General features: G+C 65.1%; 21 protein-coding genes and 1 tRNA gene. 10 read left to right on the top strand and 12 right to left on the bottom strand.

The window, feature by feature from the left end:
• Window positions 1–19 precede the first annotated feature (19 nt).
• Genes VMV82_00390 through VMV82_00355 form a run of 8 tightly spaced genes read left to right on the top strand, consistent with a single transcriptional unit; the run spans window position 20 to window position 9738 of the window.
• The gene (locus tag VMV82_00390; GenBank protein HUY40015.1) at window positions 20–1528 is read left to right on the top strand and encodes a CoA-acylating methylmalonate-semialdehyde dehydrogenase; all 1509 of its coding nucleotides are present in this window, start codon (window positions 20–22) and stop codon (window positions 1526–1528) included.
• 5 nt (window positions 1529–1533) lie between these two features.
• Window positions 1534–2826 (top strand): NAD(P)-dependent oxidoreductase, encoded by a 1293-nt coding sequence (locus VMV82_00385; GenBank protein ID HUY40014.1) that lies wholly within the window; start codon window positions 1534–1536, stop codon window positions 2824–2826.
• Between the two features lie 9 nt (window positions 2827–2835).
• Entirely contained in the window at window positions 2836–4095 is a 1260-nt protein-coding gene (preA, locus tag VMV82_00380) for an NAD-dependent dihydropyrimidine dehydrogenase subunit PreA (GenBank protein ID HUY40013.1), read from the top strand.
• The gene (hydA, locus tag VMV82_00375) at window positions 4079–5470 is read left to right on the top strand and encodes a dihydropyrimidinase (GenBank protein HUY40012.1); all 1392 of its coding nucleotides are present in this window, start codon (window positions 4079–4081) and stop codon (window positions 5468–5470) included. Before preA ends, hydA begins: the two co-directional genes overlap by 17 nt.
• Window positions 5471–5476: 6 nt before the next feature.
• On the top strand, window positions 5477–6361 hold the full coding sequence (locus VMV82_00370) for a nitrilase-related carbon-nitrogen hydrolase (protein ID HUY40011.1): 885 nt from the start codon (window positions 5477–5479) through the stop codon (window positions 6359–6361).
• Window positions 6358–7914 (top strand): NCS1 family nucleobase:cation symporter-1, encoded by a 1557-nt coding sequence (locus VMV82_00365; GenBank protein ID HUY40010.1) that lies wholly within the window; start codon window positions 6358–6360, stop codon window positions 7912–7914. Before VMV82_00370 ends, VMV82_00365 begins: the two co-directional genes overlap by 4 nt.
• 11 nt (window positions 7915–7925) lie before the next feature.
• Entirely contained in the window at window positions 7926–9209 is a 1284-nt protein-coding gene (locus tag VMV82_00360) for an aspartate aminotransferase family protein (protein ID HUY40009.1), read from the top strand.
• Window positions 9154–9738, top strand: coding sequence for a DUF488 domain-containing protein (locus VMV82_00355; protein ID HUY40008.1), 585 nt, complete (start codon window positions 9154–9156; stop codon window positions 9736–9738). Before VMV82_00360 ends, VMV82_00355 begins: the two co-directional genes overlap by 56 nt.
• Window positions 9739–9754: 16 nt before the next feature.
• Here VMV82_00355 and VMV82_00350 read toward each other — a convergent pair.
• The 4 genes from VMV82_00350 to aroQ all read right to left on the bottom strand — a co-directional run bounded on the left by VMV82_00350 (window position 9755) and on the right by aroQ (window position 11158).
• A tRNA-Pro gene (locus VMV82_00350) sits at window positions 9755–9832 on the bottom strand.
• 20 nt (window positions 9833–9852) lie between these two features.
• Window positions 9853–10344, bottom strand: a complete 492-nt coding sequence (locus tag VMV82_00345) for a hypothetical protein (protein ID HUY40007.1) — start codon at window positions 10342–10344, stop codon at window positions 9853–9855.
• Between the two features lie 3 nt (window positions 10345–10347).
• Window positions 10348–10635, bottom strand: coding sequence for an HU family DNA-binding protein (locus VMV82_00340; GenBank protein HUY40006.1), 288 nt, complete (start codon window positions 10633–10635; stop codon window positions 10348–10350).
• Between the two features lie 88 nt (window positions 10636–10723).
• Window positions 10724–11158 carry a type II 3-dehydroquinate dehydratase gene (gene aroQ, locus VMV82_00335; GenBank protein HUY40005.1) on the bottom strand — a complete coding sequence of 145 codons (435 nt, stop codon included), beginning with the start codon at window positions 11156–11158 and terminating at the stop codon, window positions 10724–10726.
• Between the two features lie 52 nt (window positions 11159–11210).
• On the opposite strand from aroQ, the gene hslO reads away from it, so the two are divergent.
• On the top strand, window positions 11211–12095 hold the full coding sequence (hslO, locus tag VMV82_00330) for an Hsp33 family molecular chaperone HslO (protein ID HUY40004.1): 885 nt from the start codon (window positions 11211–11213) through the stop codon (window positions 12093–12095).
• 2 nt (window positions 12096–12097) lie between these two features.
• Here hslO and tyrS read toward each other — a convergent pair whose 3' ends face one another.
• The 7 genes from tyrS to VMV82_00295 are packed head-to-tail and all read right to left on the bottom strand — an operon-like array spanning window position 12098 to window position 20276.
• A complete protein-coding gene (gene tyrS, locus VMV82_00325) occupies window positions 12098–13312 on the bottom strand; it encodes a tyrosine--tRNA ligase (protein ID HUY40003.1) in 1215 nt (404 codons plus the stop codon).
• Window positions 13309–15513 (bottom strand): Smr/MutS family protein, encoded by a 2205-nt coding sequence (locus VMV82_00320; GenBank protein HUY40002.1) that lies wholly within the window; start codon window positions 15511–15513, stop codon window positions 13309–13311. The genes tyrS and VMV82_00320 overlap by 4 nt, the downstream gene beginning before the upstream one ends.
• Window positions 15514–15517: 4 nt before the next feature.
• Complete coding sequence (gatB, locus tag VMV82_00315) at window positions 15518–16978, bottom strand: Asp-tRNA(Asn)/Glu-tRNA(Gln) amidotransferase subunit GatB (protein HUY40001.1); 1461 nt, start codon at window positions 16976–16978, stop codon at window positions 15518–15520.
• Window positions 16975–18465: an Asp-tRNA(Asn)/Glu-tRNA(Gln) amidotransferase subunit GatA gene (gatA, locus tag VMV82_00310; protein HUY40000.1), complete on the bottom strand. Its 1491-nt coding sequence runs from the start codon at window positions 18463–18465 to the stop codon at window positions 16975–16977. Before gatA ends, gatB begins: the two co-directional genes overlap by 4 nt.
• Window positions 18462–18749 carry an Asp-tRNA(Asn)/Glu-tRNA(Gln) amidotransferase subunit GatC gene (gene gatC, locus VMV82_00305; GenBank protein HUY39999.1) on the bottom strand — a complete coding sequence of 96 codons (288 nt, stop codon included), beginning with the start codon at window positions 18747–18749 and terminating at the stop codon, window positions 18462–18464. The genes gatA and gatC overlap by 4 nt, the downstream gene beginning before the upstream one ends.
• Window positions 18749–20122: a 23S rRNA (uracil(1939)-C(5))-methyltransferase RlmD gene (gene rlmD / locus VMV82_00300; GenBank protein HUY39998.1), complete on the bottom strand. Its 1374-nt coding sequence runs from the start codon at window positions 20120–20122 to the stop codon at window positions 18749–18751. Before rlmD ends, gatC begins: the two co-directional genes overlap by 1 nt.
• Window positions 20097–20276 (bottom strand): hypothetical protein, encoded by a 180-nt coding sequence (locus tag VMV82_00295; GenBank protein ID HUY39997.1) that lies wholly within the window; start codon window positions 20274–20276, stop codon window positions 20097–20099. The genes rlmD and VMV82_00295 overlap by 26 nt, the downstream gene beginning before the upstream one ends.
• 83 nt (window positions 20277–20359) lie before the next feature.
• Between VMV82_00295 and VMV82_00290 the strand changes: the two genes are divergently transcribed.
• On the top strand, window positions 20360–21238 hold the full coding sequence (locus VMV82_00290) for a hypothetical protein (GenBank protein HUY39996.1): 879 nt from the start codon (window positions 20360–20362) through the stop codon (window positions 21236–21238).
• A 22-nt stretch (window positions 21239–21260) separates the two neighbouring features.
• Here VMV82_00290 and moaA read toward each other — a convergent pair whose 3' ends face one another.
• A complete protein-coding gene (gene moaA, locus VMV82_00285; protein HUY39995.1) occupies window positions 21261–22250 on the bottom strand; it encodes a GTP 3',8-cyclase MoaA in 990 nt (329 codons plus the stop codon).

The following is a 22250-nucleotide window of genomic DNA, read 5'->3' as shown; positions in this document are numbered from 1 at the left end:
GTCATATTAAGGCAATATTATGGAAGCACCCGCTCGGCTTCGCAACGTGGGGCATTTCATCGCTGGCCGAGATGCCGGCGACGATGCATCACGTTTCGGCGATATTTACGATCCAGCGCGCGGGCAGGTTCAAGCGCGCGTCACATTTGCCGACGAGGCAACGGTCGACGCCGCCGTGCGTGCGGCCGCGGACGTCTTTCCGAAGTGGAGCCGCACGCCCCTCGGCAAGCGTACCGAAGTGCTCTTTGCCTTTCGCGAGCGCGTGCGCGCGCACGCCGACGAACTCGCGCGCATCGTTTCGAACGAGCACGGCAAGATCGTTACCGACGCCGCCGGCGAGATTGCGCGTGCGCTCGAGGTCATCGATTTCGCTTGCGGCTTGCCGCAGTTGCTCAAAGGCGAGCTTAGCGAGAACGTCTCGACCAACGTCGACACCTACTCGCTGCGCCAGCCCGTCGGCGTCTGCGTCGGCATCACCCCGTTCAACTTCCCGATGATGGTGCCGATTTGGATGCTCGCGCCCGCGCTCGCCGCCGGCAATACTTTCGTGCTCAAGCCCTCCGAGCGCGACCCGTCGGCTTCGCTGCTCATCGCGAAGTTGCTGCAGGAGTCGGGTTTGCCCGATGGCGCGCTCAACGTCGTGCACGGCGACAAGGTTGCCGTCGACGCGTTGCTCGCGCATCCGCGCGTCAATGCCGTCTCCTTCGTCGGATCGACGCCGATTGCGCGCTACATCTACGAGACCGCCGCGAAGAACGGCAAACGCGTGCAGGCGCTCGGCGGAGCGAAGAATCATCTCGTCGTCATGCCCGATGCGGATCTCGATGCCGCCGCGGACGCGCTCGTCTCGAGTGCATACGGCTCGGCGGGGCAGCGCTGCATGGCGATCTCCGCAAGCGTTACCGTCGGCGACTGCGCGAAGCCGCTGCTCCAACGCGTTCTCGAACGCATCGACAAGCTCAAGGTCGGCGCCGGGCACGACGCAGGCAACGATATGGGGCCGGTCGTGACGCCGGCGGCGCGCGATCGCATTCTCTCGTACATCGACAGCGGCGTGAAAGAAGGCGCGGCGCTTCTCGCCGACGGGCGTACCCTGCGCGTCTCGGGATACGAAGATGGTTTCTTCATCGGGCCGACGCTCTTCGACAACGCGACGCCCGCGATGTCGATCTATCGCGACGAGATCTTTGGGCCCGTGCTCGTCAACGTCCGCGCGGGATCGCTCGACGATGCGCTCGCGATCGTCAACGCGAATCCATACGGCAACGGCACGTCCATTTTTACGCGCAGCGGAGGCGCCGCCCGGCTCTTTCAAAGCGAGGTGCAGGCCGGCATGGTCGGCATCAACGTGCCGATCCCGGTGCCCGTCGGCTACTATTCGTTCGGCGGCTGGAAATCGTCGTTGTTCGGCGATCTCCACGTGTACGGCCCCGACGCGTTTCGCTTCTACACGCGCGGCAAGGTCGTCACGAGCCGCTGGCACGAGAGCAATGCCGGCGTGAACCTCGGCTTTCCGACGCACAAGTAATGTAGATGACAGGGGATTTTCCCGGGAAACCGATTCAAAAGGAGCTGTCGCACCTCGAGGTTTCGATCGAGGCGAATCGGTGTCTCTACTGCTACGACGCGCCCTGCACGCGCGCGTGCCCGACGCACATCGACATTCCGCGCTTCATCGCGCAAATCGCCGATGGAAACGTCACGGGCAGCGCGCGCACGATTCTCGACGCGAATCCTCTCGGCGCTTCCTGCGCGCGCGTCTGCCCCGTCGAAGAGTTGTGCGAGGGTGCATGCGTGTACAACACCGAGAGCGACACGCCGATACGCATCGGCGATCTGCAGCGCTACTCTACCGACGTCGTGCGCGAAGCCGGCACGCGCATCTTCGACGCCGGCGCGCCGACGGGCAAGCGCGTCGCGATCGTCGGCGGCGGCCCCGCGGGTCTTGCCGCCGCGCGCGATCTGCGCCGGTACGGCCACGCGGTTACGATCTTCGAAGCGCGCAAGCAACTCGGCGGATTGAACACGTTTGGCATCGTGCCCTTTCGGCTCTCCACGGACGTCGCGCTGTGGGAAGCGCAGCAGGTGATCGAGCTCGGGTGCGACGTTCGCACGAGCGCGCGCGTCGGCGACGACGTATCGGCGGCATCGCTCGTGGCGGAATACGACGCGATAATCCTCGCGTGCGGCATGGGTGACGTGCCGCAGCTGCGCATTCCCGGCCAAGAGTACGCGCGAGACGCGCTCGCTTTCATCGAGCGCGCGAAGACCACCGGCGACGCTCCGGGATTGGGCAATCGCGTCGCGGTGATCGGTGCGGGGAATACGGCGATCGACGCGCTCACGTGCGCGAAACGGCTCGGCGCGGAGCAGGTTACGATGTACTACCGCCGCGGCGAAGCGGAGATGCCCGCCTACGAGTTCGAGTACGACTTTGCCAAGGAAGAGGGCATCGAGTTTCGCTTTCACTGTGCGCCAGTGCGCGTGATCGCCGAGGGCGGGAGCGTCGTCGGGTTAGAGCTCGCGCGCACGAACGCCGAAGGCTCCTTCGTCGCGCCGTGCGATACCGTCATCAGTGCGATCGGGCAGAACCGCCTGCTCGACGCCATCGACGCACTCGGCGTCGCGCACGACAACGGCGTCGTTCGCGTCGACGATGCGCTGCGCACGACGCGCGAGGGCGTCTTTGCGGCGGGCGATTGCATCTTCGCAAAGGGCGTGCGCGAAGCGATGGTGGTGGAAGCGGCCGAACAAGGGAAGATCGCGGCACGCTCGGTGCACGAGTATCTCGGCGTCCTGCGTACCACCGTCGAAGCGTCGGGGTGAGGAACGACAATGGCTGATTTACGCAGTAACCTGGCCGGGATTAGCAGCCCGAATCCATTTTGGCTCGCGTCGGCACCACCGACGAACAGCGGCTATCAGGTGCAGCGTGCCTTCGAGCAAGGGTGGGGTGGGGCGGTTTGGAAGACGCTCGGCACGCCGATCGTCAACGTAACGTCACGTTTTGCGGGCCTCAACTACCGCGAGCACCGCATGGTCGGCATGAACAACATCGAGCTCATCACCGATCGGCCGTTGGACGACAATCTCAAAGAGATCGCGGAGTGCAAGAAAGCGTTTCCCGATCGCGCGATCGTCGCATCGCTGATGGAGGTCTGCGAGCAGCAGCCGTGGCACGAGCTCGTGAAGCGCGTGCAAGAGGTCGACATCGACGGCTTCGAGCTCAACTTCGGATGCCCGCACGGCATGAGCGAACGCGGCATGGGTGCCGCAGTCGGCCAGCATCCCGATCTCATCGAGCGCGTGACGACGTACGTCAAGGAGGCCGCCCGCGTTCCCGTCATCGTCAAGCTCACGCCGAACGTCACCGACGTTCGCTTTCCCGCACGCGGCGCTTCGCGTGGCGGCGCCGACGCGATCAGCCTCATCAACACGATCAACAGCGTGATGGGCGTCGATCTCGAGTCATGGAAGCCGATCCCGCACGTCGACGGCAAGAGCTCGCACGGCGGGTACTGCGGACCGGCGGTCAAGCCGATCGCGCTCAACATGGTCAGCGACTGCGCGCGCGACCCGGAGGTCGGGATTCCGATCTCGGGAATCGGCGGCGTCGAGACGTGGCGCGATGCGGTCGAGTTTCTCCTCTTGGGCGCAACGAACGTTCAGGTGTGCACCGCGGTCATGCATTCCGGATTTCGCATCGTGCGCGAAATGATCGACGGCTTGAACGACTACCTCGACGCAAAAGGCTTGGCATCGGTGCGCGAGCTCGTCGGGAAGTCGCGTGACACCATCACCACCTGGGAAAATCTCAATCTCAACTATAAGATCGTCGCCGAGGTCGACCAGTCGCGGTGCATTCACTGCAATAAGTGTTACATCGCCTGCGAGGATGCGGCACACCAATGCATCGATCGCGTCGCCAGTGGCACCAACGGCACCTACGACCTCGTCGTCGACGCCGACCACTGCGTCGGCTGTAACTTGTGCATGATGGTCTGCCCCGTCGACTGCATCGACATGATTCGCGTCGACAGCGGCCTGCCGTCGCAGAGCTGGAAAGAGAGGAACGCGGTTGGGCACGCTCATTAAGGGCGGTACCGTCGTCACGGCTGTCGACACGTATCCCGCCGACGTTCTCATCCAAGGCGAGACCGTCAGCGCAATTGGCCGCAGCCTGCCGGCGGAGAAGCACGAGATCGTCGACGCGAGCGACGCGTACGTGTTTCCCGGCGGCATCGATCCACACACGCATCTCGACATGCCCTTCGGCGGCACCGTCACAGCGGACGATTTCGAAACGGGGACGCGCGGCGCTGCGATGGGGGGTACGACGACGATCGTCGATTTCGCGCTGCATACGCGCGGGAACTCTCTGCTCGACGCGGTCAAGACCTGGCACGAGAAGGCATCGGGCAAAGCCTGCATCGACTACGCCTTTCATCTCACGGTCGCCGACGGCCGCGACGAGACGATGGCCGAGATTCCGAGGATGATCGGCGAGCAGGGCGTCAACTCGTTCAAGGTCTTCATGGCATACAAGCACGTGCTGTACGTCGACGACGAGACCATCTTCAAGACGCTTCAAGTCTGCCGCGACGCGGGCGGCCTCGTCCAAGTGCACGCCGAGAACGGCGACGTGATCGAGGTCATCACGAAGCAAGCGCTCGCGCAGGGGAAGACCGAGCCGAAGTGGCACGCGCTCACGCGTCCGGTCGAGTGCGAGGGCGAAGCGACGCATCGCGCGATCCGCTTGGCGGAGATCGCTGGCGCGCCGCTCTACGTCGTGCACGTTTCGTCGGCGATGGCCGCCGATGCAATCAGCGACGGCCGCAAGCGCGGCCTGCCGATCTACGGCGAGACCTGTCCGCAGTATCTCGTCTGCGACTTCAGCGACTACGAGCGGCCGAACTTCGAGGGCGCAAAGTACGTGCTCTCGCCGCCGATCCGCGAAAAGTGGAATCAGAGCGTTCTCCTGCACAAGCTCAAGAACATGGAGTTGCAGAGCTTTGGCTCGGATCACTGCTCGTTCAATCTCTGCGGCCAGAAAGAGCTCGGCAGGAACGATTTCTCGAAGATTCCCAACGGCGCCCCGACCATCGAAGACCGGCTCGCGATTCTCTACGACGTGGGCGTGAACGGCGGCGTATTCGGCTTGAACGCGTTCGTCGCCCTCGGCTCGACGAACCCCGCAAAGCTCTTCGGGCTCTTCCCTCGCAAGGGGACGATCGCGGCAGGCAGCGACGCGGACATCGTCGTCTGGGACCCCGCAGCACGGCGCACGATCTCGGCGAAGGCGCACCATATGAACGTCGACAACAACGTCTTCGAAGGCATGACGGTGAAGGGGCGCCCACGCTACGTGTTCTCGCGCGGACGCATGGTCGCGGACGGCGAGACGTTCGTCGGTGAAAAAGGCGCCGGAAAACATATCAAGAGCGCACGCTTCTACCCCGTGCAGCTGTAGGAGTACATGGAAAGCAAAGTAACGATTGCGCTGATTCAAGCGCACAACGACGTCGACGGAAGCCGGCCCGTCGACGAGCACAAGAAGGCGGCGATCGCCAAGCACGAGCGCATGATTCGCGAGGCGAAGGGAAAAGGCGCGCAGATCGTCTGCCTTCAGGAGATCTTTTACGGTCCGTACTTCTGCACCGAGCAAATGACGAAGTGGTACGAGGCGACAGAGTATATTCCCGACGGGCCGACGACAAAGCTCATGCAAAACCTCGCCAAAGAGCTCGGCATCGTCCTGGTCGTGCCGATGTACGAGATCGAAGCGCCCGGTTTCTACTACAACACGGCTGCGGTGATCGACGCCGATGGATCGTATCTCGGCAAGTATCGCAAGCACCACATCCCGCAGGTGCAGGCGGGCCCGCCCGGATGCGGCTTCTGGGAGAAGTACTATTTCCGTCCAGGGAATCTCGGCTTTCCGGTTTTCGACACCGCGTTTGCGAAGGTGGGCGTGTACATTTGTTACGACCGGCACTTTCCCGAGGGTGCGCGCATTCTCGGCCTCAATGGAGCGGAGATCGTCTTCAATCCCTCCGCGACGGTTGCGGGCCTCTCCGAGTATCTCTGGAAGCTCGAGCAGCCGGCGCATGCGGTCGCCAACGGCTACTACGTCGGCGCGATCAACCGCGTCGGCATGGAGCCGCCGTGGAACATGGGCGAGTTTTACGGGCAATCGTACCTCGTCGATCCGCGCGGACAGATCGTTTCCATCGGCAGCCGAGATAGGGACGAGGTCGTCGTCGGCGTGATGGATCGCGACGTGATCCGCCAGGTGCGCGACACCTGGCAGTTCTACCGCGACCGCCGGCCCGACGCGTACGACGAGATGGTCTCGCCGTGACGCAAGTGCAGGTCGGCGACGTCGTGGTACTCGCCGATGCCGCCGAAGCGGCGGCTGCGCAGAATCATTCGATGTGGAACGAGGACCTGCGGCCATGCTCACTAGCCGAGCATTCGTGGCCCGCGTCGAAGTTTGCGTCGTTGTGGATCGGCATGTGCATCTGCTTGCCGACGTACTCGCTCGCGGCATCCATGATTGCGCTCGGCATGAACTGGTGGGAGGCCGTGCTCACGATTCTCGTCGGAAGCACGATCGTCATGGGCGCGATTCTCCTCGTCTCGCACGCGGGAACGAAGTTCGGTATTCCATATCCCGTCTTCGCGCGTCTGTGGTTCGGCACGCGCGGCGCCCACGTTCCAGCGCTCGCGCGCGCGGTCATCGCGGCGGGATGGTTCGGCATCAACTCGTGGTTCGCCGGCCAAGCGCTCGACGCAATCTTGACGCGAATCGTGCCGTCGTGGACTGGCCTGTCCTGGCACCTCGGCATCGCGTTCGCAATCTTCTGGGCCGTCAACGTGCTCATCGCCATGCGCGGCCCGCAGGCGATTGGGAGGCTCGCGCAGGTCTCCGCTCCGACGCTCGCGGTCGGCGCCATCGCACTCTTCGTTTGGGCGATCCATGCGACCGGCGGCTTCGGGCCGCTGCTCGCGCAACCGGCGAAGATTCACGGCTCGGCTTTCTGGGCGAGCTTCGCTCCGTCGGTCGTCGGCGTCATCGCATTCTGGGCGACGCTCGCGCTCAATATTCCCGATTACACGCGATACGCGACCTCGCAACGCGCGCAGGTTCGCGGACAGATTTTCTCCATGCCGCTGACGATGGCGCTCTTCTCCTTCGTCGGTATCGTCGTGACGTCCGCGACCGTCGCGGTCTTCGGAACCGCGCTCTGGAACCCGGTCGAGCTCATCGTGAAGTTCCCGACGCCTGTCGTCGTCATCGCGGGCATCATCATCATTCTTTCGTCCGTTACGATCAACGTCGGCGCGAACGTCATGGCGCCGGCGCGCGCATTCGAGAACCTCGCGCCGAAGCACGTGACGTTTGCGCTCGGCGCCATCTTCACGGGCTTGCTCTCGCTCGTCATGCAGCCGTGGTATTTGCTCTCGAGCTTTACGAACTACATCTTCGTCTGGCTCGGCGCCTACGGCGCGATGCTCGGTGCGTTCGACGGAATCGCGATCGCCGATTACTGGCTCGTGCGCAAGCGCCGCCTGGATTTGGCGCAGCTCTACGCACCCAAAGGCGTCTACGGCTATGCGGGCGGTGTCAATCCGTTTGCACTCGCGGCTCTGGCGATCGGCTGGCTCCTCGCGATCGGCGGCGCGGTCGCGCTCGACCCGCACCACCCCTGGGCCGGTGGCCTCAACGGCTTCTTCACGCGCGTGTCGTCCGGCGGCTGGGTTTTGAGCTTGGCCGGCGGCCTCGCCGCGTATGCATTGCTGATGCAGGGCAGCCGCTCGCGCATCTCGCAACAAGAGTACGACGCGATCACGCGCGTCGAAACCCACCTTCCCCATCCCGACGTGACCTGGGCGGCACCGGAGGTTCCTTGACCGTGAAAACGATGCAGAACAACGCGGAGCGCGCGAAGCGCCACCTCTTCCCCGCGCAGCAAACGTATTACGAGCAACCACTCACGCTCGTCGGCGGCGACGGCTCGCACGTGCGCGACGACGCCGGCAACGAGTACCTCGATGGATTCGCCGGAATCTGCACGAACACGCTCGGCTACGGCGACACGCCCGTCGCGCAAGCGGTGGCGGACCAGGCGAAGGAGCTCATTCACACCTCGACGCTCTACCTCAACGAGCCGATGCTCGATCTCGCTGAAAAGATTGCCGAGATCGCGCCGGAGGGCATGACGAAGTCTTTCTTCTCCAACTCCGGGTCCGAAGCGAACGAGATGGCGACGCTCATCGCCCGCACGTCCAAGAAGAGTGTCGATCTCCTCTCGCTCGATCACGCGTACCATGGGCGCACGGCGTACACGGTCGCGCTCGCGGGGCAGAGCCAATGGCGGAACTTCGCTACGCAGATGCCGCACGTCGCGTTTCTTCCCAATCCGTACTGCTATCGCTGCCCGCTCGGCATGACGTACCCGTCGTGCGAGATCGCGTGCGCGAAATACGCGAAGCGCGTCGTCGAGTCGCAGACCGACGGCGCCCCCGCTGCAATGATCGCGGAGACGATCTCCGGCGTCGGCGGCATCGTCGCGCCGCCGCTCGAGTATTTCAAGGTGCTCAAAGAGACGCTCGCACCGTACGGCACGTTGCTCATCGCGGACGAAGTGCAAACGGGATGGGGACGCCTTGGCGACGGCTGGTTCGGCATGGTCTCTTCCTACGGCGTCGTTCCGGATATGATCACCTCGGCGAAAGGTCTCGCCAGCGGCTTCCCGATCGGCATCACGATCACGCGACCGGAGCTGGCGGACACCTTCAAAGGCCCGCACATCAACACGTTCGGCGGAAACCCGGTGGCAACGCGCGCGGCACTCGTGACCATCGACGTGGTCCAGAAGCGCGATCTCATCGCCAACTGCAAACGCCAGGGCGAGGCGTTGATGGCGGGGTTGCGCGACCTCGCGACGACGTTTCAGTCCATCGGCGAGGTGCGCGGCAAGGGCCTGATGATCGGCGTCGAGCTCGTGCAGGATCGAGCGAGCAAGCGCGTCGCGCCCGATCTTGCAACGAAGATGCTCGAGCAGATGCGCGAGCGCAAGGTGTTGATCGGCAAAGGCGGCCGGTACGGGAACGTTCTGCGCATCCAGCCGCCGTTTGTCTTCGACGACGGTGACGTGCGCGAGTTCCTCGACGCGTTCAAAGACTCGCTCGCCGCACTTCGGTAAGACGCTTTACACCTTCGGCCACGGGACCGCGAGCGCGCAGGAGCTTGCTGCGCTGATTCGCGGCGCCGCGCTCGAGCACGTCGTCGACGTGCGCACCATTCCGAAGAGCCGTCGTCTCCCGCACGTGTGGGAGGCGGAGATGGCGCGCTGGGTCCCCGAGCTCGGCGGCGCGGCCTACTCGCGAAGCCCGGCACTCGGCGGATTTCGCAAACAACGACCCGAGAGCCCAAATACGGCGTTGCGCAATCCGTCGTTTCGCGCATACGCGGATTATATGCAGACGCCGGCATTCGTCGAGGCGCTCGACACGCTCTTGACGGACGCGTTATTGCACAAGACGGCGGCCGTGTGCTCCGAGACTCTTTGGTGGCGTTGTCACCGGCGCCTAATCGCAGACGCTGCCGTACTGCTGCGAGGCGTCGAGGTGCGGCATCTCATGCACGACGGCACGGCGAAGCAGCACGTTCTCACCGCCGGCGTCCGGCGTCTCGGACACGACATGCTTGCGTACGACGTGCAGGCGTCGTGACCGCGTAAAAGGAGTTTGGTCGGGCCGACTGGATTCGAACCAGCGCTCTCAAAGCCCCCAGCTTTGCGCGTTAACCAAGCTACGCTACGGCCCGACGAGCCACGAATGTTCGCGTCAGGCGGGAGAGAACCCGCCCGGGCCGTTTGGCCGAACCGAAAAGGGAACGCGCCATGCATCCTCGCAGCGGCCGTCGACTTCGACGCGCCACTCGTAGCGCGCCCCAGGGAGCAACGGCATCGGCGGAAAGTTCACCGCGAAGCAACCGTCGAGCGCCGTGCCGGGTACCAATCCCGCCGGCCGGCCGGCTTCGAAGGCGAACGGGACCTCGACGCTCTGATCCACGCCGTCGGGGCCCGTCGGCAAGCGCACGGGGTGACCGTCTGCGTCCACGAGCACGATGCGAATGTTGAAACGACGGTTTGCATCGGCCCACGGAACGGAGAGCTTGAGGGCTACGGCCATCGGTGCCGGCTGCGGTCCGGTAATCGACCAGCCGCCTCCGAGAACGTACAGCTTGCCTCCGACGGCCTGCGCGGCGTCGCAAAGCAGGATCGTGACGAGCATGCCTGCGTTGGAGTGTGAGAGGTCCGTTTCAGGACCTCTCACGTCTTACTTCCGTCGGGAACCGCCGACGGCGTCCTTGAGGGACTTCCCGGCAACGAACGCCGGCACTTTGCGTGCCGCAATCTTGATGCGCTCGCCCGTCTTCGGGTTGCGTCCCTCGCGCGCTTTCCGCGACCGAACGACGAAGCTTCCGAACGGCGTGAGTGCGACGCGGTCGCCTTTCTTCAGCGCCGCTTTTATTTCGTCAAGGATGAGATCGACGATTTGACCGGCTTGGCGCTTTGACAACTCGCCTTCGTCGGCAACGGTATCAACGAGATCGGCTTTCGTCAAACTTTCTATCTCCTTCATAACGCGGGAACCGTAATTCCCGCTTCGCAGGCAGGTCAGTGCTTCCTCCCGCGCTTGCGGGCAGCCCGCCTCATTTCCCGCTGATTTCTCGCACGGCACGCAGCGCCAAGAGATAGGAGCGCAGCCCGAAGCCGCTAATGCTTCCCGCGCACGCCGCGGCCGTAACGCTCACGCGGCGATACGGCTCTCGGGCTGCGATGTTGGAAAGATGCACCTCGACGACGGGTATCCCGATGGAAGCGACGGCATCGGCAATTGCATGCGAGTAGTGCGCGTACGCTCCAGGATTGAGCACGACGGCATCGTACTCGCCGCGCGCCGCGTGCAGCGCGTCGATAATGTGCCCCTCGCCATTGTGCTGCACGCATCGCACCTCGGTCCCGAGTTGGCGCCCCTCCTGCACGAGCGCTGAATCGATCTCGGCGAGCGACTGCGATCCGTAGATCTCCGGTTGCCGCTCGCCAAGCAAGTTCAGGTTCGGTCCGTGGATCACCAGAACGCGCATCGCTCGTTGCCTTCTGGGAGGAAATGCCGCAGCCCTCGGCCGAGACCGAGCGGTGCCCGACCGCATTTCGAGTCTCTACGCCCCTTCTGCCGGCATAACCGTGATCGGGACGGTCGTCACCGATCTCGTGCGTGCTATCCGCGATCGTCACGACCTCTCTCCCGTCGCAACCGCTGCCGTCGGGCGGCTCGTCGCGGGTGCGGTGCTCTTCGGCGCGGGCTTGAAGGGCAGAGAACGCCTCTCGATCCAGATCGCGTCCGACGGTCCCATCGAAGGGCTCTTCGCCGATGCATGGCTGCTCGACGAAAACACGGTAGGTGCCCGTGGCTACGCGCGCAATCCCCACGTGGATCTGCCACTGAACGCGCGCGGCAAGTTCGACGTCGCCGCCGCACTTGGCTCCGGCTCACTTCAGGTCACCAAAACCTACGAAGTGGGCAAGCCGTACATGGGAATCGTCGCGTTGCACTCCGGTGAGATCGCCGAAGACCTCGCAGCATATCTCGTTCGCTCGGAGCAGATCCCGAGCGCGGTCGCGCTCGGCGTGCTCGCAAATCCTGCAGGCGTCATTGCGGCCGGTGGCATCCTCGCGCAGGTCCTTCCCGGCGCGGACGAGCGTGCCGTGCTCGAGCTCGAACGGCGCGCGCAGTCGCTCCCGCCGGTCACGCAGCTCATGAGCGACGGCGCCGATGCGGATGACCTCGTACGCGCCCTTGCCGGCGATCTCGAGCTGCACGAGCATCGGCGCCTCGCCGTTACGTTTGCGTGTCTGTGCTCGCGCGACAAGGTCGAGGCCGCGCTCGTCGGGCTCGGTGCGGAAGACTTACGCCAAATGGCGCGGGAGAACGACACGACGCACGCGAGCTGCGAATACTGCAAACACGACTATACTTTTGCCGCCGAAGAACTCGTGGCCCTCAGCCAGCGCGTGAGCTAACGTTAGGGCGACAGGCGCGCGTTTACCCGCGCAAACCTCCGCGCTCCAATCGACACCCGCACCGGCTCGGCCCACCATTGCCACTCTGCGTTGGGATCTCGTATCACGGCGCCATCGATGCGAACGCCGCCACCTTTGATGAGGCGCTCTGCCTCGCGTTTGCTGGCCGCGAGCCCCGAAGCAACCAGCACGCTGCTGATGAGCGGCGTACTCGTGTCGACGATGCTTTCGGGCGCATCGTCCGGGAACTCTTTGCGCTGTACCGTCCGCTCGAAGTACTCGCCCGCGGCCTTCGCGGCCTCGATCCCGTGATACCGCGCGACGATCTCCTGCGTGATTCGCTTCTTCGCCTCCATCGGGCTGAGCCGGTCGTTCTGAAGATCGGCTTGCAGCTGCTGCACGTCGGCCTCCGAACGGAATGCCGCATATCGTGCGTACGTCGGGATCAATGCGTCCGGTAACGACATGAGCTTCCCGAACTGCGTCTGCGCCGGCTCGGTGACGCCGACGTAGTTGCCCAGCGACTTGCTCATCTTCTGCACGCCGTCGAGCCCCACGAGCAACGGCACCATTGCGCAGATCTGCGGCGGCTGGCCGAGCTCACGCTGGTAGTGACGGCCCATGAGCAGGTTGAACAGTTGATCCACGCCGCCGAGCTCGACGTCCGCCTTGACGACGATCGAATCGTACGCCATCGCGACCGGGTAGAGCAGCTCGTGCAGCGAGATCGGATCGCCGCTCTCGTAGCGATCGCGAAAGTCGTTGCGCTCGAGCATCTGCGCGACCGTGGTCTTTCCGGCGAGCGTCACGAGCTCTTCGACCGAAAGCGCACCGAGCCACTCCGAGTTGTACCGAATCGTAATGCGCTCCAAGTCGAGCACGCTGGACGCCTGCTGCCGGTAGGTCTGCATGTTCGCTTCGATCTCGTCGCCGGTCAGCTGCGGACGCGTGACTTTCTTTCCGCTGGGATCGCCGATACGCGCCGTGAAGTCGCCGATGATGAGCGTCACCGCGTGACCGCTCTCGGCGAAGCGCTGAAGGGCGTGCAGCACGACCATGAAGCCGAGGTGAAGATCCGGGCTCGTGGGGTCTATTCCGAGCTTGACGTTGAGCGGCCGCCCGAGGCGAAGGCGTGCGCGAAACTCGTCGCTGGTTTCGACGTGCGCGAAGCCATCGAGCAGATACTCTGCGTCGGCGAAGTGCTGAGGTCGGTTCATCGATCGTTCAGGTCGATGATTGTCACGCCGTGCGAGCCCTCCTCCTCGTTACCGTACCGCACGCTCGCGACGGCGGGGTGCGCGCGTAGGAACTCTTGCAAGCCCCGGCCGAGCATGCCCGTCCCTTTCCCGTGGATAAGGCGCAGCGGCGAGCTGCCCGCGAGGAGCGCTTCGTCGATCCAGCGATCGACGAGCGGCTCGGCGTCCGCGTACCGCTTCCCGCGCACGTCCAGCTCCGAGCGCGCGGACGCTGCGGCATCGAAACGCGCGCTTGCGCCGGCTGGCCGGTATTGCTCCATGCCGCTGAGGGGAAAAGCGACGCGTTCGCGCGGTACCGCATCATCTTGGACCTCCCGCATGCCCAAGTCGCGATGCATCTGCTCGAGCGTACGCGAAAGCGCGGCACTCTGCGAGGGCGTCAGACGCGAGCGCTTGGCGTTCTCGGGCGAGCGGCGTTGCAAATCGGTCATGAACTCGCGCAGTGCCTGCTGCAACCGTTCCTCCGCGCGAGCTGCGAATCGTTCCTGCTCCACCCGTAGTTCGGCAATACGGCGCTCGAGCCGCTCGCGTTCGGCAGCGCTCGCGCGGCGCTCGTCCGCTAGCGTCACGCGCTCGCGCTGCAGCTCTGCGTTACGCGCGGAAAGCTCCGCGAGCGCGCGCTCGTACTCGCGTTCTTCCAATGCCAAGAGGCTCTCTGCGCGCCTCACCACCTCTTCTGCGATGCCACGCGAGCGCGCTAGTGCGAACGCAAAAGACTGGCCTGGCGAGCCGACGTCCAGTTCGAAGGTCGCGGAAAACGTGCGCGGATCGAAGCGCACGCTCGCGTTCGCCGCGCCCTCCGCGGCGTGTGCAAAGAGCTTGAGCTCGGTCGCGTGCGTACTGACGACCCCGCGCGCCCGTGCGACGAGCAGGTGCTCGAGCATCGCTGCCGCGAGCGCTGCGCCGGCGGAAGGCTCGGTGCCCGCACCGATCTCGTCGACGAGGAAGACGGTGGTTTCGCTCGCGGTGGCGAGGATCTCGCGCATTCTATCGAGATGCGCGGAGAACGTCGAGGCGTTCTCGACGATGGACTGCTCGTCTCCGACGTCCGCGATCAGGTGCGTGAACCGCCCGATGCGGCTTCCCTCTGCTGCCGGAACCTGCATCCCTGCGTAGGCCATCGCCAAGAACAGCCCGACCATCTTCAGCGTGACCGTCTTGCCGCCCATGTTCGGACCGCTGATGACGAGCAGCCGCGTCGCGTCGTTCAGCGTGAGCGATTGCGGCACCGCACGTTCGCCGAGCAGGGGGTGGCGACCGCGCGCGATTTCGAGCAACGGTTCCTCGTCGAGCACCGGCGCGACCGCATCGAGTGCGATCGCAAGGCGTGCCTTTGCGACCAAGAGGTCGATGGCGGCGAGCATCTCGACGTTGTCTTCGATCTGGGCTGCGTTTTCACCGACGCCGCGCGAGAGCTCCCCGAGGATCCGTTCGATTTCGTGCTCCTCCTCGAGTCGCAGCGTGCGCAAGCGATTGTTCGCTTCGAGCGCTGCGAGCGGCTCTACGAATAGCGTCTGCCCGCTCGCGCTCGTATCGTGCACGATGCCGGGAAACCCATGCGCGAACGCCGCTTTGATCGGCACGACGAACCGGCCGTCGCGAATCGTCACGACCGCATCCTGAATCACGTTGGCATACTTCGGGGCGCGCAAGATCGCGGCGACGCGTTCGCGGCCCTCTTCCTGCGCCTGCTTCACGCTGCGGCGAATGCGCCCCAGCGCCGGCGACGCTCGATCGAGGATGACGTCGCGTTCGTCAATTGCATTCGCGAGCGTCCTGCGTAACGGCTCGAGCGACGCATACGCACCGCCGATCTCCCGCAGCGTCGCGTCGTCGCGCACCGCGCGATACGCGGCAGCCGCTGCCGCGACAGCCTCGCCTACCAAACGCAGCTCTCGCGGCGCGAGCACCCGGCCTTGCTCGGCCGCCACGGTCAGCGGGTGCGTCTCGACCGCAGGCAACGCGTGCAGATCTGCCGCAGCGACGAGCTCGCGCGCGGCCGCTGTTCGTGCTTGCTCGGCGCGCACGCGTTCGAACGCGTCGTCCGGAAGCAGCGACTCCGCGTAGCGTCGCCCGCGTTCCGTGCGCGTTGCAGAGACGACGCGTTCGCGCACGGCGGAGAACTCCAGCGCCTCGAGCGTCCGCTCGTCGGCAAACGGCATCGGCTTACGAAGCGCCGAGGCGCTTCTTCACGAGTTCGGCGACGAGCGCTGGATCGGCCTTCCCCCGCGACGCCTTCATCACTTGACCGACGAGATATCCAGCGACGCTCGTCTTTCCGCTGCGATAATCGGCAACCACGTCGACATGCTTCCCAAGCACCTCTTCCACGATCGCGTCGACTGCTGCGGGGTCGCTCGTCTGCGCGAGTCCTTCGCGCTCCACGATGGCCTTCGGGGAGACTTCTCCAGCCCACATCCGCTCGATGAGCTCTTTTGCGATCTTCGAGTTGATCGTCTTTCCCTCCACCAGCGCGATCACCTCACAGAGTGCCTCCGGCGCGATCGGCGAGTCGGCAACCGGAGTTCCGGTCTCGTTCGCGAGTCGAGAAAGCTCTCCCAAGACGAAGTTCGTGCTCTGCTGCGGGTTGCGGCTGAGCTCGACGACGCGATCGAAGTACCGTGCGAGCGACGGATTGTCGATGAGCTGCGTCGCCGGCTTCGCGCCGAGATCGTACTTGCCCGTGTAGCGCTCGAAGCGTTGCCAGGGCAGCTCCGGAAGCTCTCCACGCATGCGCTCGACGTCGGCTGCAGAGATTTCCAGCGGCACGAGGTCGGGATCCGGGAAGTAGCGATAGTCGTGCGCCTGCTCCTTGCTGCGCATCGGATGCGTGACGCCGCGAATCTCGTCCCAGCCGCGCGTCTCCTGTACGACGCGCTCACCGCTCTCCACCAGCGTGACCTGACGGGCGATCTCGCTCTCGATCGCCCGCTGCACGGAGCGAAATGAGTTCATGTTCTTGATTTCGACCTTCGTGCCCAGCTCGCGTGCGCCGACGAGGCGTACCGAGACATTGGCATCGCAGCGAAGCGAGCCTTCCTCCATCTTTACGTCGCTCACGCCGAGCTCGAGGAGCGTACGCCGCAGGGAACCGAGATACGCAACGGCTTCGGTCGCGCTGTGCAGCTCGGGTGCGGAGACGCACTCCATCAGCGGCACGCCCGCACGGTTGAAGTCGACGAGCGAGTACGCGCTTCCGGCTATGCGCCCGTCGCCGGAACCGGCGTGGGTGGATTTTCCCGTATCTTCCTCGAGATGAATCCGCACGAGCGGACAGGCACCCGCCGTGCCGTCTTCCAGCCAATACCGCACCTCACCGCCGACGACGAGCGGCATGTCGTACTGCGATATCTGGTAGTTCTTCGGCATGTCCGGATAGAAGTAATTCTTTCGGTCGAACTTCGAGAACGCCGGGATATCCGAGCCGAACGCGACGCCGGCGAGAAGCGTCTGCTCGATCGCGACGCGGTTTGGAACGGGCAGCGCTCCCGGCAGCGCGAGGCATACCGGGCAGACCAGAGTGTTCGGCTGCGCGCCGAATGCATTGGCGCACCCGCAGAACATCTTCGTGCGCGTCTTCAGCTCGACATGACACTCGATGCCGATAACGGCTTCGTACGCGCTCACGATTCAGCGGCCTTCGGGATCGCGACTGCCGGCGCGTGCCTGCGAGCATGCTTCGTCGCGCGTTCGTACGCGTGCGCCGCCCCGAAAAGCAGCGCCTCGGCGAAGTGCGGCCCGGCAAGCTGCAAGCCGGCCGGCAGTGCGCGCCCTCCCTCGTGCACCCAGCCGCACGGAACGGAGAGCGCCGGGATTCCGGCAAGCGACATCGGGATCGTATAGTAGTCCATCAGGTACATACTGTACGGATCGCTCTTCGCGCCCAACGCGAACGCGGGGCAGCTCGTTGCCGGCGACGCGATGAGGTCGCATGAGGCAAAGGCCTGCGCGAAGTCTCGTGCGACGAGCGTGCGCGCTTTCTGCGCGCGGACGTAGTAGGCGTCGTAGTAGCCGCTCGAGAGCGCATGGGTGCCGATGAGAATGCGCCGCTTCACCTCGGGGCCGAAACCTGCGGCGCGCGTCCGCTCGTACATCGTTCCAACGTCGCCGGCTTCGACGTTCAGCCCGTAGCGCACGCCGTCGAAGCGCGCAAGGTTGGCAGAGCATTCCGCCGGTGCGATGAGATAGTACGTCGCGACGCCGTAATCGACCGTCGGTAGTGCGACCTCGACGAGCGACGCGCCGAGCGCCTCGAGGTCGGCGTAGGCACGCTCGTACACGCTCTTCATCTCCGCGCCGAGCGGATCGAGCGGAAACTCCCGCACGATTCCGATCCGTAGGCCGCGCAAGTCGTCGCGCAGCGCCGTCGCGGTGGGATCGACCGCACCGGCGATCGACGTGGCATCCATCGGGTCGTGCCCGGCCATCGCGTCGTACGCGAGCGCTGCGTCTTCGACGCTGCGCGCCAGCGGACCGATTTGATCGAGGCTCGAAGCGAACGCAATCAAGCCGTAGCGCGAGACGCGGCCGTACGTCGGTTTCAGGCCGACGAGATTGCAAAAGGCCGCCGGCTCACGAATGGAGCCGCCCGTATCGCTTCCCATGCCGATCGCCGCCTCGCGCGCCGCCACTGCGGCCGCCGAACCGCCGCTCGAGCCGCCCGGCACGCGTGCCGGGTCGTAAGGATTGCGCGTAACGCCCAGGGCGGAGTTCTCGCACGAGCTGCCCATCGCGAATTCGTCGAGATTGGTCTTGCCGATGGGAACGCAGCCGGCGTCGAGCATGCGCTGCACCGCCGTCGCGGTATACGGCGCAGTCCAGCGCTCCAACATCCTGCTCGCACACGTCGTGCGCGTGCCGCTCAGACACATGTTATCCTTGACCGCGAGCGGTACGCCGGCGAGCGGCAGCCGTTCACCACGCGCGACGCGTGCGTCCACGCGCGTCGCGGTCTCCCGCGCAACGTCGTAGAGCACGCGCAGATACGCGCCAACCCACTCGTCGACGCCGTCGGCTCGTGCGAGCGCGGCTTCCGTGACCTCTCGCGCGGAGACCCGTTTTGCATTGACGTCGCGGGCAATCTCGGCTGCACCGCGCTCGACGAGCTCGCTCATTCGACCAGAATCTTCGGAACGCGTACGAACGCACCCTGACGATGCGGCGCTTCACCGAGCACGATCTCGCGATCGAGCGAAGGCCTTGGCTCGTCTTCGCGCGCCACGTTGCGCGACTCGACGACTTGCGCCGTGGCGGGGACCGAGCCGACGTCGAGCTCGCCGAGTGCCTTCACGTGTTCGAGCAACGCGCCAAGCTGCGCGCCAAAGCGCACGACTTCTTCCTCGCTGAGCTCTATACGCGCAAGCTTTGCAACGTACCGAACGTCGATGCGCTCCGCCATTACTGCCTTTCCAAGACGACGAGGACTTCGACGTGGCCCGTTTGCGGGAACATGTCGAACGGCTGGATGCGACGCAGGGCGTATCCGTTGGATACGAGCTGCTTCAAATCCCGGGCGAGCGTCGCCGGATCGCACGAGAGGTATCCGATGTATTTTACTCTGGAGGCCGCAATTGCGCGCAGCGTGACGTCGTCGCTACCTTTGCGCGGCGGGTCGAGAAAGACGGCGCCGGCCGACGCGAGCGCCTTCGCTCCTTCCGGCGAGCGGACCCAATGCTCGACGAGCCCGATGCGGAAGCGCACACGCTCTTCCAGGTCATTCAGGCGCGCGTTCGCGCCCGCCTCGCCCACCGCTCGGCGGCTCTCCTCCACGCCGAGGACGCGCGCACCGTTCTTTGCGAAGAACAGCGAGAACGTGCCCATGCCGCAGTACAGGTCGACGACCTCGTCCGCGCTGCCGAGGTGTTCATGCAGCGCGTCGAAGATGCGCGCGACGACCTCGACGTTGATCTGAAAGAACGAAGCGGGTGAGACGCGATAGCGAATGCCGCCGATCTGCTCTTCGATCTCGGCACGCCCTGCCAGGACGCGATCATTTCGCCCGACGACGGCGTTGGCGCTACGCGGATCAAAGGAGTTGACGATGCCGACCACGCCGGGCAGCTCTGCCAGCAACGCGGGCGCCACCGTTTCGAGCGCTTCGTCGGGCTGCGCGGTCGTTACCGAGACCACGGCTTCGCCACGGTGCGCGTGGCGCGCGACCACGTGGCGCGCCTTTTCGAGCGCGACCGCAGCAGGAGCCTCGCTGCGCGCTCGCGCGAAGATCCCGATGAGATCGTCCAGCTGCGGCGTGACGACCGGGCAGCCTTCGACCGGCACGAGGTCGTGCGAGCGCGCGCGATAGAACCCGACCCGGGGTCCGGATGCGCCGCGCTCGACGACGAGCGCGACCTTGTTACGATACGCGCGCGGATTCCCGGCGGAGACCGTTTCGTCGACGGCGGCATCCGCGATGCCGCCGATACGCTGCAGCGCGGCACGTACCATATCGCGCTTCCAGCGAAGCTGAGAATCGTATGAAAGGTGTTGCACCTGGCAGCCGCCGCAAGTTCCGAAGACGGGGCAGAACGGCTTCGCGCGCTCCGGTACGATGTGGATGAGAGATTCGAGATCGGCTACGGCGTACGTCGCTTTGCGCGACGTAATGCGCACGCGTGCGCGCTCGCCCGGCAGCGGTCCGAAGCAGAACACCACGAGCCCCTCGGCACGCGCAACGGCCTGCCCGTTGGCTAGGAGGTCGGTGAAGACGAGATCGAGCTCGGTTCCGGGGGCGAGTGCCGCGGCGCTTTTACGCGCTACTTCGCTGTTCGTCAAGGGTCTTGAGAAGCTGGTTCGCCTCGTCGATCAACTGCTGAATGCGCCGGCTGGTCTCGTCGGGCTGCGGACGCCGTTGCAACGCAAAGCGCACGACGGCGAAGGCCGCGACGGCCGTCACCCCCGCGACCCCGATCCAGAGCAGGGTGCGCAAATGTTCTTGACTCGGTTTCGCCAACTACTAACTCCCTCGATGCTCGGGTCTCTTTTTCTTGCCCCGCCATGGGGTTCTTCCCGGTGATATCCAACCCCACCCTGTACCGGCGCGGTCAGCGCCTCCTGATTTTCGGGCTTGCGCTCTCGCTCCTCATGCATACGTTCGGGTTCCTGCTCTACGGCATGATCGCCGGCCGGGTCCCGTGGCTGCGTCCACCGGCCAAGCAAGAGCCGATCATCGTCCTCTCGTCCTCGACGACGATCTCCCACCGGCCCGTCCCGCAGCGGGCGCAGCCGACGGCGCGCTCCGAACGCCAAGTAACCCCCCGTCGCGCCCAGCAACCCCAGCGGCAACAACGACAAGAGCAACGACAACTGCAGCGCCAGGTCGTCGCAGCCGCCCCTCCCGTCCATCGCGAGATGACGTACGTCGTCCCGTCGGCGTCCCCGTTACCGCCGCCGCGGCCTTCGGCCGCTCCGCGGCGCGTGCGGCCGCAACCGCGTCCGCAAGGATTCGCTTCGCAACTGCAACGCGATCAACGGTTGTTCGCACGCGAAGTCGCGCAGCTGCAATCGAACAACAATCCGCTTAGCGTCGCGACGATTCCACCGCGACCAGCGTCCGCATACCGGCGCGTCTATTTCAACGTCAACGGCATGCAGCGTCACGTCGACGAAACGGCCGAAGGGGTGATTACCTCCGTGCGTGACTGGCAGGGCGGCAACGGGATTCGCTGTCATTACGCGCGGTACGACGTGGTCTTCAGCAGGGGTGGCTCGGAGACCGGATACATTCCCTGGCCGCTCTGTTATCCGGCCAACCGCGACGTGCTCGATCTTCCCGAAGGCTCGCCGGTTCCCGAAGAGTACCTCCTGCCGGGAACAGACTACGTCTTGCCGTCCGGGACGTACCTCACGCCGTTCCTGCGCTGGCTGTACGACCGCCGCACCCTGCCGTAGCGGTCTCTAGGAACCTGTCGGACTAACCTCCGATTTCGGAGAGCGCGCGCATTCGCGACGCCGGCTCGCCGAGGCGTAGATGGTGGCGCTCGGGTTTGATCGCCATCGAGCGCGCGAGCGTGGCAGCGAGCTCGTCGCGCGTCGCACCGGCGCGTAGCTGCGTGCGAAGATCGACGTGGTGATTTCCGAAGAGACAGAGCCGTAGACGGCCGTCCGCGGTCAAGCGAATACGGTTGCAGCGATCGCAATAGTCGTGCGAGAGCGGCGTGATGACGCCGATCGTCCCCGGCGCGCCGGGAAATGCGAAGTAACGCGCGGGACCGTTACCCCGAGGGCCGTCGACCGGCTCCAGATCGGCGATTCGTCGTATGTGCGCGAGGATCTCGTCGGCGCAGACGTACTCCTCGCGTTGCGCTTGCGCGTACTCCAGCACGGGCATCGCCTCGATGAATCGTACGGCAACGGGCAGCCGGCGCGAGAGCTCGGCGAAATCCGCTACCTCGTCGTCGTTGCGGCCGCGCATTACGACGCAGTTGATTTTCACGGGCTCGAGGCCCCGCGCGATTGCCGCCTCGATCGACGCAAGAACCCGGTCGAGACCGGGGCGCCGCGCGATGCTTTCGAAACGGTCCGGACGAAGGGTATCGAGCGAGACGTTGACCCGTCGCAGGCCGGCAGCGGCGAGACCGTCGAGTTGCTCTTCAAGCAGCAAGCCGTTGGTAGAGAGCGCGAGATCGTCGATGCCCGGAATGCGTGCGAGCATCGCGACGAGGCGCTCCAGATAACGGCGCAGGAGCGGCTCTCCGCCGGTCAACCGGATGCTGCGAACGCCCACCGAGGCGGCGGCTTCGACGATCTGCGCGATCTCCTCGTACGAGAGAATTTCGTCGCGCCGCAGCCACGGAAGCCCGCCTTCGGGCATGCAGTAGACGCAGCGCAGATTGCACTTGTCCGTGACGGAGATTCGCAAGTACTCGATCGGCCGCGCAAACGCGTCGGCTAGCTGCAGCAT

The organism is Candidatus Dormiibacterota bacterium (assembly GCA_035532035.1).
GTDB lineage: Bacteria > Vulcanimicrobiota > Vulcanimicrobiia > Vulcanimicrobiales > Vulcanimicrobiaceae > Tyrphobacter.
This window is presented reverse-complemented; position numbering and strand designations above follow the sequence as displayed.